Origin of the sequence: Gaiella occulta, assembly GCF_003351045.1 — a bacterium.
GTDB lineage: Bacteria > Actinomycetota > Thermoleophilia > Gaiellales > Gaiellaceae > Gaiella > Gaiella occulta.
Genome location: NZ_QQZY01000004.1, coordinates 71,695 through 86,580 on the forward strand (window position 1 = coordinate 71,695; position 14,886 = coordinate 86,580).

Below are 14,886 nucleotides of genomic sequence, written 5' to 3' on the forward strand. Positions count from 1 at the left end.
TGTAAGGAGCAGCGGCGCCGGCGCCCGCGGACGCCGAGCGTGTACGTGAGGATGCTGTAAGGATCTTCGCGCGCCGCCCGACGGGCCGGGTAGCATCGCCGAGATGCCCACGTCCGTGGTCACCGGCGGTGCCGGCTTTCTCGGCTCGCACCTCTGCGAAGCGCTTCTCGCCCGCGGTCATCGTGTGATCTGCGTGGACAACCTCGAGACCGGATCGCTCTCGAACATCGAGCACCTGCGCGGCTCCCAGTTCGTCTTCCGCCCGCACGACATGACGGTGCACGTCCAGATCGACGAGCCCGTCGACTTCGTCTACCACCTGGCGAGCCCGGCGAGCCCGATCGACTACCTGCGCCTGCCGCTGCAGACGCTCAAGGTCGGCTCGTACGGCACCCACAACGCGCTCGGCCTCGCGAAGGTGAAGCGGGCGCGCTTCCTGCTCGCCTCGACGAGCGAGGTGTACGGCGACCCCCAGGTGCACCCGCAGCCGGAGACGTACTGGGGCCACGTCAACCCGATCGGGCCGCGCGGCGTCTACGACGAGGCGAAACGGTACGCCGAGGCGCTCACAATGGCATACCACCGCCAGCAGGGCGTCGACACCGCGATCGTCCGCATCTTCAACACCTACGGGCCCCTGATGCGCCCGCACGACGGCCGTGCGATCCCGACCTTCATGCGCCAGGCGCTCGAGCAGAAGCCGCTGACGGTGTTCGGCAGCGGCTTGCAGACGCGGAGCTTCTGCTACGTCGACGACCTCGTCCGCGGTCTCATCCTGCTCGCGGAGTCGGGCGAGCACCTGCCGGTCAACATCGGCAATCCGACGGAGATGTCGTTGCTCGAGCTCGCCGAGACGGTCATCCGCGTCACCGGCTCGACGAGCCAGATCGTGTTCGAGGCGCTTCCCGTCGACGATCCGCAGGTGCGCCAGCCCGACATCACGCGCGCGCGGCAGCTGCTCGGCTGGGAGCCGCAGGTCGGCCTCGAAGAGGGGCTGCAGAAGACGCTGGCATCGCTCGGCAGGGAATCGGCGCGTGCGTAGAGCCGCTCTCGTCGTGGCGACGCTGACGGTCGCCGGCTCGATGCTGCTCGCGTCGACGGCGCAGGCGTCGAAGTTCATCCAGCCCGGCATCCTCGACGACGCCCAGATCCTGTACGGCAACCCCGACAAGGTCTTCCCGATCCTGCAGCAGATGAACACGAAGCTCGTCCGCGTCAATCTCTGGTGGGGCGGGCCCGCACTGACGGTGGCGAGCCGCAGGCCCGCCAACCCGACCAACCCGAACGACCCGGCGTACGACTGGGCCACCTACGACCGCACCGTCACCTACGCGGCGAAGTTCGGCATGAAGGTCGTGCTCTCCATCCTCGGCACGCCGCGCTGGGCGAACGGCGCCAGGGGGTGGAACGTCGCTCCGACCAACGCCTCCGACCTGAGGAGCTTCGCCGTCGCCGCGGCGAGGCGCTACAGCGGCCTCCACGCCGGCCCCGACGGGACGCCGCTGCCGCGGGTGCCGTACTGGCTCGTGTGGAACGAGCCGAACAATCCCGTGTTCCTGAGACCCCAGTACGCGAAGGTGCGCGGCTCCTGGCAGATCGTCAGCGGCCGCGCGTACGCGCAGATGTGCAACGCGGTCGTCCAGGGTGTCCACTCGGTCAGCCGCGACCTCAAGGTCGGCTGCGGCGTGACGGGCCCGCGCGGGAACAACAACCCCAACTCGCCGCGCCCGTCCGTGTCGCCGCTGCCGTTCCTGCGGGCGATGCACGCAGGCGGCGCGCGCGGCTACGACGCCTACGCGCACCACCCCTACTACGGCTCGGTCAAGGAGACGCCGGCGACGCCTCCGCCGCCGCCTCCGCGCGGGCAGCCGGCGACCGCGGTCACGCTCGGCAACTTCCAGCTTCTCACGCGGGAGCTCGCGAGGCTCAGGATCCGCGCGCGCATCTGGGTGACCGAATACGGCTACCAGACGAACCCGCCCGACAGAGTGCTCGGCGTCTCGTGGGCCGATCAGGCCACGTACATGAAGCAGGCCTACGCGAAGCTCAAGGCCAATCCGCGCGTCGACATGTTCATCTGGTTCCTCCTGCGCGACGAGACCCGCCTCAACGGCTGGCAGTCCGGCCTCTACACCGCATCCGGCGCGCGCAAGGACGCCCGCGAGGCCTTCGAGGGCCTCGCGAAGAAGAAGTAGGAAGGGCTACCCGCCGAACGACGCGCGCCGCTCGAGATCCCCGGGATCCACGAGGTGGCCGTCGCGCTCCACGTACCCGTCCTTGCCGCCGACGACGACGAGCACGAGATCGTCGTCGCCGACGTTCGACACCTTGCGCGGCGTCGTGGACTCCACGTGGCACAGCCCTCCCGGCCCGAGCACGCGCGCCTCTCCGTCCACCTCGAAGCGCGCGGTTCCGCGGTGGACGAAGTACAGCTCGTCCTGGTGGTCGTGGTAGTGCAGGAACCCTTCCTGGCCGGGCGGGTAGACGATCGCGTTGACGCCGAACGCGGTCACCCCGAGCTCGCGCCGGATCTTGCGGAACCCGGGGCCCTCGCCCAGCTCGTCGATCGTGCCGAAGCTGTGTCCCATCCTCACTCCTCTCCGAGCAGTGTCTCGATCGTCCGTCGCAGGCCGTCCTCGAAGCCGACCGTGGGCTCGAAGCCGAGCAGATCTCTTGCCGCCGTGACATCGGCCCACGAGGCGCGCACGTCGCCGGCCCGCTCCGGCGCGTGCTCCTTCAGCACCGGGCGACCGAGCAGCCGGCCGATCGTGTCGGCAAGGTCGTTCACCGTCTGCGAGCCGCCCGTGGCGACGTTGAGGATCTCGCCGCTGACGACGGGGGCGTCGCCGGCGAGCAGGTTCGCGCGCACGACGTTCTCGACGTAGGTGAAGTCGCGCGACTGCTCGCCGTCGCCGTGCACCGTCACGGGCCTGCCCTCCACGATCGCGCGGATGAACCGCGGCACGACCGCCGCGTATTGGCTGTTCGGGTCCTGGCGCGGGCCGAACACGTTGAAGTAGCGCAGCGAGATCGTCTCGATCGCGTAGACGCGGCTGAAGCTCGTGCAGAAGCGCTCCGCGGCGAGCTTTGCGACCGCATACGGCGAGATCGGGTCGGGCGCCTGCCCCTCGGTGCGCGGCAGCGCGCCACCGTTGCCGTAGACCGACGACGACGAGGCGTTGACGACGCGCCTGACGCCCTCGTCTCGCGCTGCCAGCAGGACGTTGAGCGTCCCCTCCACGTTCACGGCCGTCGTCGTCAGCGGATCCTGCACCGAGCGCGGCACCGACGGGAGAGCGCCGACGTGGAAGACGAGCTCGGACCCGCGAACCGCCGTGTGCACCCGCTCGTACGAGCGCAGGTCGCCCTCGACGACCTCGACGTCGCCGGCGATCTCGGCGAGGTTGTCGCGATTGCCCGTCGCGAAGTTGTCGAGCACGCGCACGTGGTCGCCGCGCTCGAGCAGCGCACGGACGAGGTTCGACCCGATGAACCCCGCGCCGCCGGTGACGAGCACCGTGCGGCTCATGCCGGGCGCTCCGCGACCACGTGGAAGTTCGCGAACAGCGTCCCCGGGCCGGGCTCGCGAAGCTGGGCCGAACGGCGGTCGACGGCGGACGCGACGGAGTTGATCGCGGCGACGAGGGGCCGCGCCAGGATGCCCGCGTGGGCCCGGCGGGCGGCGAGATCGAGGTAGAGCGAGGCGATCATTCCCAGGCAGGCTGTGGTGCCGGAGGCGGGGGTCACCCTAACCGAAGCCCAGTCCGCGTTGTCGCGGAAGAGCTTCTCGAGCCCCGTGTGCGTCCAGCGCCAGTAGTCGGCCGGCGACGGGTGGTATGCCATCACGCCGTGCGTCGAGACGAGCACGCGGCCACCCGCTGCGGTGACCCGCGCCAGCTCCGAGACGGCCCTGGCCGGGTCGTCGCAGTGCTCGAACACCTGGATGCAGATCGCGACGTCGTAGGCCGCGTCCTCGACCGGAAGCTCCTCCACGGAGCCCTCGAGCTCGGCGCGCGGGTTGGGAGCCGGGTCGACGCCGACGTAGGCGCTCGCGTAGGGCGCGAACAGGGGCTCGTAGGGCTTCTGGCCGCAGCCGACGTCGAGCAGTCGATACGGCCCGAGATCGGCGTGGGCTCGTGCGGCCTCCTCGGCGAGCCAGCGGGCGAGCGGCGCGCGCACCGCGTACGTTGGCATCGAGCGCGACGGGTGCAGGCGGGGATCCGAGCCGTCACTCAAGGACGCACGCGAGGCCGAAGGCCATCCAGGTGAGAGCCGCCAGTGGGATGCCCGGGACGAGACCCAGCCCGCCCCAGACGCCCGCGGCAACGAGCAGCCAGGCGACCCCGACGAGGGCGAGCGGTGTCGCGCGGGAACGACGGAGGCCCTTGACGAGGGCGGTCGCGAACGCGGCGGCGAGGGCTGCAAAGCCGACCAGGCCGAGATCGGCCAGCGTTTGCAGGTACGCGTTCTGCACACCCCACCGGTGCTCCGGGGACGGGAAGGCCTCGGCCGGCACGTCCGGGAAGCGGCGGTGCGCGGAGCTCAGGTACGGCGTGTAGGCGAAGTCGTCGGAGGAGGCCTGCCAGCCCACGCCGACGATCGGGTGGTCGAGGAAGATACGCACGCCGATGTATCCAAGCAGGGTTCGGTGCGCGTAGCTCTGTACAGCGGTCGACTGGGCGGCGCGATCGCGGAGGCCGATGAACTCGGCGAATCGCTCCAGCGCCGTCGCCCGCATCGCGGCCGTGCCGGCGGTGACGGCGAGGACGACGCCTGCAACGGCTGCCGCGTCGCGCAGCCGCAGACTCCGACCGCGCAGCGAGACGGCGAGGATCGCCGCCCCCGCGAGCCAGAGCCCGATCACGCCGCTCATCGCACCGGAGAGAACGAGTCCGAGGGACCCGCCGGCCAGCGCTGCGGCAGACCATGGCCCTCCGAGCGGCGCCCTGCGCAGCGTCAGGCCGACCAACCCCACCGCGAGCGCGGCCCCCGAGAGCGCGGCGAAGTCGTGGATCCCGAGAAACGACGGCTCTCGCTGCCCCGGGCGCTTCCCCTCGAACTCGCTCACGAGCCCCGCGAACTGAAGAGCTCCCCATGACGATGCGACGAGGCTCCAGGCGACGAGGGCACGCAGCAGGAGCACCCCGTCCCGCCGCGAGGCGACGAGGACGATCGTCGCGGGCGCGAGAAGGGCGTACCAGCCGAACTTCGCCGCGCTCACGAGATGCGCTGCGAGGGCGTAGTCGTCGCCGCGGGCTATCGGCGCGAAGCTCTGCAGGACGATGATCGCAAGGAACGTACCCGCGGCCGCGAGGGGCCATGCCGAGGCGCGCAGCGACCCGGGCCCCTCTCGCGCGAGCCGGACGGCGGCGGCGACGACGGCAGAGGCGATCGCGGCGTCGGCGAGGGTGACGTCGATCGAGGTCGAGCGAAGCCCGATCGAGAGCGTCGGCTGGTATCTCGCGTGCAGGAAGACGAGCGGGACAGCCGCGGCGAGGATCAGCGTCCCGCCCGAGGGCCGCCGGTCGACCGACGTGGTGCCGGCGGTCGGAGCCGGGGTCGAGACCGTCTGGGACGCCAACGCCGCCAACTATACTGGCCGGTCGTCATGCGCTCGCGGCTTCTCTGGCGTCGTTCGGCGACGGCCGCGGGGCTCTACTCCGCGGTCGCGCTCGGTATCGCGGGGACGGTCGTCGCGTCGAGGGTGCTCGGCCTCGAGCGCTTCGGCCTCTACGCGACCGCTCTCGCCGTGGCGTCGTTCCTCCAGACCTTGCTCGACCTCACGGTCGAGGAGTCGCTGACGAAGTACGGATTCCGCTACGTCGCCGCCGAGGACTGGGGGCGCCTCCACCGCCTGTTCGCACGTGCGCTGCAGCTCAAGCTCGCCGGCGGCGCGCTTGCCGGCGCGGCGCTCCTCGCGCTGGCGCCGCTCGCGGACGTGGTGTTCGGCGCCGAGGGGCTGACGGCCGCGGTGCTCGTGTCCGCGGGGCTCCCTCTCGTGCAGGCGCCCGAGAACGTGGCCGCGACGGCCCTGCTGCTGCGTGGGCGCTACGACCTGCGCGGCGCCTACATGGCGTTCGCGATGGGGCTGCGGCTGGCCGCGATCGCGATCGGCACGCAGTTCGGGATCTGGCAGACGGTCGCCCTCATCGTCGCCGCGCAGGCGATCTCGACGGGCGCCGTCGGCGCCGTCGGCCTCGCCGCGTACCGGCGCTTCCCCGCCGCGCCGCAGCGGCCGCTCGGCGACGACCGGCGTGAGATCGTCTCCTTCGTCGCGCAGTCGAGCCTCGCCACCGGCATGCTCTCCCTCCGCACCACGCTCGCGCCGCTCTTGCTCGGCGTCGTCGCCGGGCCGACCCAGGTCGGCCTCCTGCGCATCGCCCAGGCACCGCAGAGCGGCCTCACGGCCGCGAGCTCGCCGGTGCGCCTGGTGCTGCTGACCGAGCAGACGCGCGACTGGGAGCGGGGACAGGAGCGCGACGTCGTCGCCGGCGTCCGCCGCTACATGCTCGCCGCCGGAGCGCTGATGACCGTTGCGGTGCCCGTGTTCATGCTCGCGATGCCGTGGCTCGTACGGGTCGTCTTCGGGTCGGACTACGCGAACGCGGTCACCGCGGCCAGGGTCATCCTCGTTGCGGCCGCCGTGCAGCTCGTGCTCGGCTGGACGAAGTCGCTGCCGGTCACGATCGGCCGGCCGAGGCTGCGCATCCTCACGCACGGGATCGAGACGGCCGTCCTGCTCCCGCTCGTCGTCGCGTTCGGTGCGATCTGGGGCGTCAGCGGCGCCGCGATCGCGATGCTCGTGGCGACGATCGTCTTCGCCGCCGTCTGGGCGGTCGTGCTCGCGCGGCTCGCGACCGAGGTGGAGGAGCGCCACGCGGCGGCGGCGAGCGGGAGCGCTCCGGCGGCGTGAAGGTGCTCATCGTCTCCGGGATCTGGCCGCCGGACGTCGGCGGGCCGGCGAGCCACGCGCCCGAGCTGGCGGCGTTCCTCCGCGCCCGGGGACACGGCGTCGAGGTCGTCACCACGGCCGCCGCCGATCCGGCGCCGCAGCCCTACCCCGTGCACCACGTCAGCCGCTCGCTGCCGCCCGCGGCGCGCCACGCCGCCGTGGCGGCGCTCGTCGCCCGCCGCGCCCGGCACGCCGACGTCGTCTACGCGACGACGATGCTGCGGCGTGCCGCCGTCGGCGCGGCGGCGGCGCGGCGGCCGCTGGTCGTCAAGGTGACGACCGACGAGGCGTACGAGCGAGCACGCCGAGCGGGCCTCTTCGCCGGAAGCCTCGTCGACTTCCAGTCCGCACGCGGCGGTGTGCGCGTTCGCGCGCTCAGGCGCACGCGGACGCTCGCGATCCGCCGCGCCCGCCACGTCTTCTTCCCGAGTGCCTTCCTGCGCGCGCTCGCGCTCGACTGGGGCCTCGCGCCGGAGCGGACGTCGGTGCTCCCCAACCCTGCCCCGCCGCTGCCCCCGTTCGAGCCTCGCGCGCAACTGCGCGCCCGGCTCGGGCTCGACGGTCCCACCCTGGCGCTCGCCGGACGGCTGACCGCGGCAAAGGCCGTCCCCGTCGCCCTCGAGGCGCTCTCGCGGGTGCCGGGCGTCTCGCTCGTGATCGCCGGGGACGGGCCCGACCGCGACGCGCTCGAACGCGCCGGCGCCGCACTCGGCCTCGGCGACCGAGTCCGCTTCGTCGGCGGCCTGCCGCGCGACGACGTGCTGCGCCTCTTCCACGCCGCCGACGCGGCGCTCCTGTCGTCGGCCTGGGAGAACTTCCCCCACACGGTCGTCGAGGCGCTGGCCGCGGGCGCGCCGGTGATCGCGACCGCGGTCGGCGGGGTGCCGGAGGTCGTGCGGGAGGGAGACAACGGGCTGCTGGTGCCGGCCGGCGACGCGGCGGCGCTCGCCGCGGCGATCGAGCGCTACTTCGCGGACGACGCTCTGCGCGCGCGGCTGCGCGCCGCCGCGGCACCCTCCGTCGCCGACCATGCGCCCGAGCGCCTGCTCGGCCGGATCGAGGAGGCGCTGCGGGAGGAGGTCGCACGCGCGTGAAGCGGAGACTGCTGATGGTGGGGCGCACCCGCTATGCGCTGCCTCTCGACGGCTCGCTCGCCCGCAAGTTCGATGCGCTCTCGGCCGAGCTCGACGTGCGCGTGCTCGCGGCGAGAGCGCGCGGCGCGGGCGCTCACGACCCGCGCTTCCGGCTCTACGGCCCGGTCGCTCCCGGCAAGCTCGAGGGCGCAGCGTTCTGGTTGCTGCTCCCGTTTCGCGTCGCGCGTGAGCTCCGCGCCACGCGTCCCGACGCGGTGCTCTCGCAGGGGGGGCACGAGACGGCGCTCGTGCTGCTCGGCCGCGCGCTCGCGCGCGTCCCGGCGAAGGTCGTGATGGACGTGCACGGCGACCCGGGCGCGGCGACGCGTCTCTACGGCTCGCGCGCGCGCGCGGCGCTCGCGCCGCTGGGAGACCTGCTCACCCGTCTCGCGCTGCGCAGGGCGGACGCGGTGCGGACGATCTCGCCGTACACCACGGGTCTCGTCCGCGAGCGCGGTGTCGAGGCGGCGGCGACGTTCCCCGCCTTCATGGATCTCGATCCCTTCCTCGCCGCGCCGGCGCAGCCGCCGCCGCAGCCTCCGACCGCGCTCTTCGTCGGCGTGCTCGAGCGCTACAAGGCGGTCGACGTGCTCGCCGACGCCTGGCGCGTCGTGGCCGAGCGAGTCCCCCGGGCACGGCTGCGCATCGTGGGCAGGGGCTCGATGGCGGCGGCGGTGGAGGAGCTCGTCGCGGAGCTGCCCGGCAGCGTCGAGTGGACCCCCCGCCTCTCGACGCCGCAGGTTGCCGCGGCGCTCGACGATGCGACGGTGCTCGTGCTGCCCTCCCGGTCGGAGGGGCTCGGTCGTGTCGTGATCGAGGCGTTCTGCCGCGGCCGTGGCGTCGTCGCGAGCCGCGTCGGCGGCATCCCCGATCTCGTCGAGGACGGCGTCAGCGGCCTGCTCGTCGAGCCCGGCGACGCGGACGCGCTCGCGGACGCGATCGTGCGGGCGCTCACCGAGGCGGGCCTCGCCGAGCGGCTCGGCAAGGCCGCCCGCCTCGCCGCCGATCCGTGGCTCGCGTCCCCGCAGGAGTACGCGCGGCGCGTGCGTCGCCTCGTCGACGACGTCGTGGAGGGAAGGTGACGCGGCTCGTCTTCATCACGCAGCAGGTCGATCCCGAGAGCCCCGTGCTCGGCGCCACGGTGGCGAAGATCCGGGCGCTTGCCGGCCTCGTCGACGAGGTCGTCGTGATCGCCGACGGCGCCGTCGAAGGCGCGCTGCCGGCGAACTGTCGCGTCCGCACGTTCAGGGCGCCCTCGCGCGCCGGCAGGGGAGCACGGTTCGAGGCGGCGCTCGCGCGGGAGCTCGGGCGGCGGGCGCGGCCCGCGGCGCTCGTCGCGCACATGTGCCCGATCTACGCGCTGCTCGCGGCGCCGCTCGCCCGCCCGCTCGGCGTCCGCGTCCTCCTCTGGTACACGCACTGGCGCGCGAGCCGGCTGCTGGCGGCGGCGGAGCGCGTCGCGAGCGCCGTCATCACCGTCGACCGCCGCTCCTTTCCGCTCGCGTCGCGCAAGGTCGTGCCGATCGGCCACGGCATCGACCTCTCCGGCTACCCGTGCGTCGACCGGCCCGCCCGCGACGCGCTCGCGCTGCTGATGCTCGGGCGCACGTCTCCGGCGAAGGGCATCGCCACCGTGATCCGGGCGGTGGCGAGCGTCCCCGACGTGGTGCTCGCCCAGTACGGCCCCTCGCTGACCGACGAGGAGCGCCGGCACCGCGTCGAGCTCGAACGTCTGGTCGCCGAGCTCGGCGTCGGCGACCGGGTCGCGATCGGGGACGGGGTGGCGGCAGGCGAGGTGCCGGGGCTGCTCGCCGCCGCCGACTGCCTCGTCAACAACATGCGCTCCGGCGCCACGGACAAGGTGGTGTTCGAGGCGGCGGCGACGTGCCTGCCGGTGCTCGCGTCGAACCCCGCCCTCGACACCCTGCTCCCGCCTCATCTCCTCTTCCCCCGCGACGACGCGGCGGCGCTCGCGGCACGCATCGGCGAGATCGCCCGCGCCGACCGCGCCGCGATCGGGCGGGAGCTGCGCGCAAGGGTCGAGCGTGCCCACTCCGTCGAGAGCTGGGCCGAGCGTGTGCTCGCGGTGGCGGCGGCGTGACGCGCGCTCCGGTCGTGCTCCACGTGGGCAAGGTCTCCGGCATCTCCGGCTCGGAGAAGCACCTGCTGCTCCTGTTGCCCGCCCTGCGCGCGCTCGGCGTCGACGCGCGCTTCGCGCTGCTGCACGAGGACGAGCCGGGGGCGATGGAGTTCGCCCACCGGATGACGGCGGCCGGTGTGCCCCTCGACGCGATCCGGCTCCCGTCCGCCGCCGATCCGCGCGCGTACCGGCGTCTGCTCGCGCTGATTCGACGCGACCGTCCCTCGATCGTGCACACCCACCTCGTGCATGCGGACTTCCTCGGGCTCAGCGCAGGCCGTCTCTGCCGTGTGCCCGTCCTCGTCAGCACGAAGCACGGCTTCAACTCCTTCAGGGAGTCGCGCCTGTTCGCGCGCGCCGATCGCGCCGTCGGCCGCCTGGCCGAGCCGCACATCGCGATCTCGCACGGCCTCGCGCGCTACCTCGCCGAGACGGAAGGGTTCCGCGAGGACGCGTTCACCGTGATCCACTACGGCATCGAGCCGGGCCCGCCGCCGCCCCCGCCGCAGCCGGGCTCGGCGCCGCGGCTCCTCTGCGTCGGGCGCCTCGTGCCCATCAAGGGCCACGACGTGCTCCTGCGCGCGTTCGCTCTGGCCCGCGACGCCGTCCCGGGCCTCGAGCTCTCGCTCGCGGGCGCCGGGCCGCTCGAGGGCGCGTTGCGGCAGCGGGCCGGCGAGCTCGGGCTGGCCGGGGCCGTGCGCTTCCTCGGCCTCGTCTCGCCGATCGGGCCTGCGATGGAGGAGGCGGCGATCGTGGTCGTCCCCTCCCTCGGCGAGGGGTTCGGCATGGTCGCGCTCGAGGCGATGGAGAGGGGGCGCGCCGTGATCGCGAGCGACGTGGGAGGGCTGCCCGAGATCGTCGGCGACGGCGAGACGGGCCTGATCGTCCCGCGAGGAGACGCCGCCGCGCTCGCCGGCGCGATCGCTCGACTCGCGGCAGACCCCGAGCGCCTGGCCGCGATGGGCGCTGCGGGACGCGCGAGGGCGCTCGCCGAGTTCGGACAGGAGCGGTGCACGGAGCTGACGGCCGAGCTCTACGGCAGGGCGCTCGGGCGTGCGGGCGCGTCGGAGTAGCCCCGGGCGCGCCGCCAGAGGCGCTCGACGGCGAACGCCGCGAGCAGCGCGAGCAGGAAGTCCCACGGCACGCGGTAGCGCACGGTCCCGGCGAACACCATCGCCATCAGCGTGTTGTACGACTCGAGCAGCACGGCGAGAGCGAGGAAGCGGCGAGGCGCGAAGAAGCAGCCGGCGATCGCGAGCGCGTAGATGACGATCATGTACATCGGTTCGACGGAGCGCCGCGCCGTGTCGGCGATCCCCTTCCGGCCTGCGTCGTCGGTGGCGACGCTGAACGTCGGCTGCCACAGCAGCCAGGTCGCCTGTGCCGCCAGCCTCGCCTTCTCCCCGGGATGGTCGCGCCAGAACCGCAGCACCTGGCGCTGGTAGAAGCGCGACTGCGCGCACTCGTCGACGTGCACCGGCCTGCCTGTCCGCAGCGCGATGTCGGCCGCGCGTTCGGGCCACGGCGGCACGCCCGCCAGCTCGGGCACGTCGTCGATCCACTGCCCGCGCTTCAGCACGTCGTACGTGGCGAGGTTGTTCGCCTTCCAGAGCGCGCGCGTGTCGGTCGTGATCGCGAGGCAGCCCACCCGTTTCTCGTTGCGAACGGCCCACGGCGCCACGACCGCCGCCGCCGCGACGAGGACGGCGAGGCTGCCGAGCAGCGCGGCCCGGCGTGTCCGCGAGGGCCAGGCCACGTATGCCGCGAGCACGAGCGGGAGCAGAGCAAGGCGGGAGTTGCCGAGCACGGCCAGGCCGACGACGGCCCCCGTCGCCGCGGCGAGCAGACGCGAGCGCCGCTCGTAGGCCAGCAACGCGAGCAGCGTGATCGCCGCGAGCAGGAAGCCGTCGAGGATCTCCCGGTTGACGTGGACGTCGTGCCAGACGACGTACGGGTGCAGCGTCGTCAGCAGAGCGGCGACGAGGCCGACGCGCGTCGAGCGCAGGCGCCGTCCGATCTCGAGCACGAGGAGCGCGGTCGCCACCGCGACGGCGGTCTGCGCGAGGCCGACGGCGAGCCATGCATGCCCGAAGGGCCAGTACAGAGCGGCGAGGAAGAAGGCGTAGAGCGGCTGCGTGTAGCCGGACGGCACGCCCGGCAGAAAGCCGAACGTGCCGCTGTGGACGAGCGTCAGCGCGAAGCGGTCGCTCTTCTCGACGAAGTTCTCGAGGATCGCTCCGCGCTCGAAGGCCAGGACGAGCAGCCGAGGCAGCGCCGCAGCCAGGGAGACGATCGCGACGGCACGAGACCGGGGCACGGGCTCAGGCCCGCGATACTTGTCGGTGAATGCCCGGCACAGCGAAACCGTACGCGGTGCTCTCGTGTCACGTCGAGCGCATCCTCGACGACCGCGTCTGGCATGCCTACCTCGAGCTCGTCCGCCGCCGGCCCGGGGGCTTCGTCGTGGCCTCGCTCGTGCGCCCGGCCGACGCGGCGCACGGGGAGAGCGAGCGAGTGTGGCTCGAGCGCGCGCGCCTGCTCGCCGCGGAAGGCCCGTTCGGCCATCACACGCACTGGACGAGCCCGGATCACGCCCGTCCGGCGGACGACGAGGACACCGCCGCGAGGGTCCTGCGCGAGGGAGCCTGGCTGCGCGGGCACGGCCTCGAGCCGACGGTCTTCTGCGGCGGCGGCTGGTACACGGACGCGTCCGTCGCAGGGGCGTGCGCCCTGCTCGGCTATGTCGACTGCACGCCGCGCATGGCGCGCCCCACGTACCTTCCCGAAGGGGCTCCGTGGGCACAGCTAGGCGCGCCCGCCCGCGTCGAGACCGCACACGGCGACGTGCTCGCGATCCCGACCACGCGCTCGCTCGGCGATCTCGTCCGCGCGGCCGCGCGCCCGTCCCGGCTGCCGGAGCCGGTGGTGCACGGGTACCTGCACGACACCGACCTGCTCGATGCTCGCCGGCGCCGTGCGCTCGTCGTCGCGCTGACGGCCCTCGGCCGCCGCTACGCCGTCGGCGAGATCGACGGGTGTGCCGCCCGCGTGGCCGAGTCGGCCGTCCGCGTGCCGTGGCAGGCCGTCGCGCGCGGTCGGGCGTCTGGCGGGGAGGAGTAGAATCCCGGGGTGCCGACCAAGGCCGCGCCGCCGGCGCCGACAGAGCGCCCGGAGCCCGCCCCGGAGTCCCCCGCCGCGGCGGACGCCCGCTCGTCCCGCATCTACATCCTCTCCCGCGGACCTCTCCTGACGCTCGTGCGCCGGCTCTTCAGCGTCGTGTCGCTCGCGGCGCTGGACGTCGTCGGGCTCGCGCTCGGGATCTACATCGCTCTCGTGCTGCGCTCGTTCCTCTACGGCAAGCCCGTGTTCTGGGCGCTGCTGTGGCGGGAGGGGCCGGCGCAGTGGCTCAAGTTCCTCGCCCCCGTGTGCCTGCTCGTGTTCTTCCAGGCCGGCCTGTACGCGTCGCGGGAGCGCCGGCCGGGGAGCGGGCGCGTCGTCTCGTCGCTCGTGCTGGTGGCGTTGATCGTGCTCGCCTTCGGCCTCGGCACGAGCTACGACTTCACGACGACGGGTCTGATCCCGACCGCGGTCGTCACGTGCGCGATCATGATCGGGCTTCTGCGGGCGGCGTACGAATCCCTCTCGCTCGAGCTGATGAAGCTGTCCGGGATCCGCCGGCGGGTCGTGCTCGCCGGGGCGGGTGAGAGCCTGCGCCGGCTGCAGCGTGAGCTCGGCGCGTCGCGTGGCGGCATCGCCTACGACCTCGTCGGCGCCGTCTCGGCCGCCGCTGAGACCGGCCTCCCGCAGCTCGGGACGTCGCTCGACGACATCCCCGCCGTCCTGGAGCGCGAGCGTCCCGACGAGCTCATCTTGACGGAGTCCGACTTCGACGAGCGCACCGTCCTCGACGTGGTCGAGCGCGCGCACCGTGCAGGAGTTCGGGTGAGGCTGGCGCCGAACACGACGGAGCTCCTGGTGCAGAAGGGCGAGTACGTGCCCGGCACCGGGGTGCCGCTGTTCGAGCTGCGCCCGCCGATCCTGACCGGCTGGGACTGGGCGCTGAAGCGGGCGTTCGACCTGATCGCCGGTGCGACCGTCGCCGTCGTCGGGCTTCCGCTGTGGCTGCTGATCGCGGCGGCGATCAAGCTCGACTCGCATGGCCCCGTGCTCTACGTCGACCGGCGGGTCGGTGTCGGGGAGCGCGAGTTCGGCATGCTCAAGTTCCGGACGATGGTCGAGGACGCGGCGGCACGGCAGAGCGAGCTGGAGCAGCTCAACGAGGCCTCGGGTGCGCTGTTCAAGATCCGCGACGACCCGCGCGTCACCCGCGTCGGCCGCGTCCTGCGCCGCCTCTCCCTCGACGAGCTGCCGCAGCTCGTCAACGTCCTGCGCGGACAGATGAGCCTCGTCGGCCCGCGGCCGCTCCCGTTGCGGGACTACGAGCGGCTGCAGGACTGGCACCGTGCCCGCTACCGGGTGCTGCCCGGCATGACCGGACTGTGGCAGATCTCCGGCCGCTCGGGCCTGTCCTTCGACGATCTCGTGCGGCTCGACTTCACGTACCTCGAGAACTGGTCCGTCTGGCTCGACATCTCCATCATCGTGAAGACGATCCCCGCAGTGCTCTCGCGGCGCGGCGCGTACTGATCCCTCTCCCGCTC

The 14,886-nt window shown here is 73.2% G+C and carries 14 protein-coding genes; 9 read left to right on the top strand and 5 right to left on the bottom strand.

What is annotated here, in order from left to right:
* Positions 1-103: 103 nt before the first annotated feature.
* Both Gocc_RS09280 and Gocc_RS09285 read left to right on the top strand, forming a co-directional pair.
* Positions 104-1,042: a UDP-glucuronic acid decarboxylase family protein gene (locus Gocc_RS09280; protein ID WP_114796289.1), complete on the top strand. Its 939-nt coding sequence runs from the start codon at positions 104-106 to the stop codon at positions 1,040-1,042.
* A complete protein-coding gene (locus Gocc_RS09285; protein ID WP_114796290.1) occupies positions 1,035-2,195 on the top strand; it encodes a glycosyl hydrolase in 1,161 nt (386 codons plus the stop codon). The genes Gocc_RS09280 and Gocc_RS09285 overlap by 8 nt, the downstream gene beginning before the upstream one ends.
* A 6-nt stretch (positions 2,196-2,201) precedes the next feature.
* Here the strand turns inward: Gocc_RS09285 and Gocc_RS09290 are convergent, their stop codons facing one another.
* The 4 genes from Gocc_RS09290 to Gocc_RS09305 are packed head-to-tail and all read right to left on the bottom strand — an operon-like array spanning position 2,202 to position 5,581.
* Complete coding sequence (locus Gocc_RS09290) at positions 2,202-2,588, bottom strand: cupin domain-containing protein (RefSeq protein WP_114796291.1); 387 nt, start codon at positions 2,586-2,588, stop codon at positions 2,202-2,204.
* A gap of 2 nt (positions 2,589-2,590) precedes the next feature.
* Complete coding sequence (locus Gocc_RS09295) at positions 2,591-3,529, bottom strand: SDR family oxidoreductase (RefSeq protein ID WP_114796292.1); 939 nt, start codon at positions 3,527-3,529, stop codon at positions 2,591-2,593.
* Positions 3,526-4,194 (bottom strand): class I SAM-dependent methyltransferase, encoded by a 669-nt coding sequence (locus Gocc_RS09300; RefSeq protein WP_114796293.1) that lies wholly within the window; start codon positions 4,192-4,194, stop codon positions 3,526-3,528. The genes Gocc_RS09295 and Gocc_RS09300 overlap by 4 nt, the downstream gene beginning before the upstream one ends.
* 34 nt (positions 4,195-4,228) lie before the next feature.
* Positions 4,229-5,581 (bottom strand): O-antigen ligase family protein, encoded by a 1,353-nt coding sequence (locus Gocc_RS09305; RefSeq protein WP_181813523.1) that lies wholly within the window; start codon positions 5,579-5,581, stop codon positions 4,229-4,231.
* Between the two features lie 27 nt (positions 5,582-5,608).
* Between Gocc_RS09305 and Gocc_RS09310 the strand changes: the two genes are divergently transcribed.
* Genes Gocc_RS09310 through Gocc_RS09330 form a run of 5 tightly spaced genes read left to right on the top strand, consistent with a single transcriptional unit; the run spans position 5,609 to position 11,298 of the window.
* Positions 5,609-6,913 (top strand): lipopolysaccharide biosynthesis protein, encoded by a 1,305-nt coding sequence (locus Gocc_RS09310; protein WP_181813524.1) that lies wholly within the window; start codon positions 5,609-5,611, stop codon positions 6,911-6,913.
* Entirely contained in the window at positions 6,910-8,046 is a 1,137-nt protein-coding gene (locus tag Gocc_RS09315; RefSeq protein ID WP_181813525.1) for a glycosyltransferase family 4 protein, read from the top strand. The genes Gocc_RS09310 and Gocc_RS09315 overlap by 4 nt, the downstream gene beginning before the upstream one ends.
* Complete coding sequence (locus Gocc_RS09320) at positions 8,043-9,167, top strand: glycosyltransferase family 4 protein (RefSeq protein WP_147281237.1); 1,125 nt, start codon at positions 8,043-8,045, stop codon at positions 9,165-9,167. The genes Gocc_RS09315 and Gocc_RS09320 overlap by 4 nt, the downstream gene beginning before the upstream one ends.
* Complete coding sequence (locus Gocc_RS09325; protein ID WP_114796298.1) at positions 9,164-10,186, top strand: glycosyltransferase family 4 protein; 1,023 nt, start codon at positions 9,164-9,166, stop codon at positions 10,184-10,186. Before Gocc_RS09320 ends, Gocc_RS09325 begins: the two co-directional genes overlap by 4 nt.
* On the top strand, positions 10,183-11,298 hold the full coding sequence (locus Gocc_RS09330) for a glycosyltransferase (protein WP_181813526.1): 1,116 nt from the start codon (positions 10,183-10,185) through the stop codon (positions 11,296-11,298). Before Gocc_RS09325 ends, Gocc_RS09330 begins: the two co-directional genes overlap by 4 nt.
* Here the strand turns inward: Gocc_RS09330 and Gocc_RS16160 are convergent.
* On the bottom strand, positions 11,259-12,542 hold the full coding sequence (locus Gocc_RS16160) for a glycosyltransferase family 39 protein (RefSeq protein WP_181813527.1): 1,284 nt from the start codon (positions 12,540-12,542) through the stop codon (positions 11,259-11,261). The two genes, Gocc_RS09330 and Gocc_RS16160, sit on opposite strands and share 40 nt — an antisense overlap.
* A 29-nt stretch (positions 12,543-12,571) precedes the next feature.
* Here Gocc_RS16160 and Gocc_RS16165 point away from each other — a divergent pair, with 29 nt between their 5' ends.
* Positions 12,572-13,345 (top strand): hypothetical protein, encoded by a 774-nt coding sequence (locus tag Gocc_RS16165; protein ID WP_181813528.1) that lies wholly within the window; start codon positions 12,572-12,574, stop codon positions 13,343-13,345.
* Between the two features lie 9 nt (positions 13,346-13,354).
* On the top strand, positions 13,355-14,872 hold the full coding sequence (locus Gocc_RS09340; protein WP_114796301.1) for a sugar transferase: 1,518 nt from the start codon (positions 13,355-13,357) through the stop codon (positions 14,870-14,872).
* Positions 14,873-14,886: the final 14 nt, after the last annotated feature.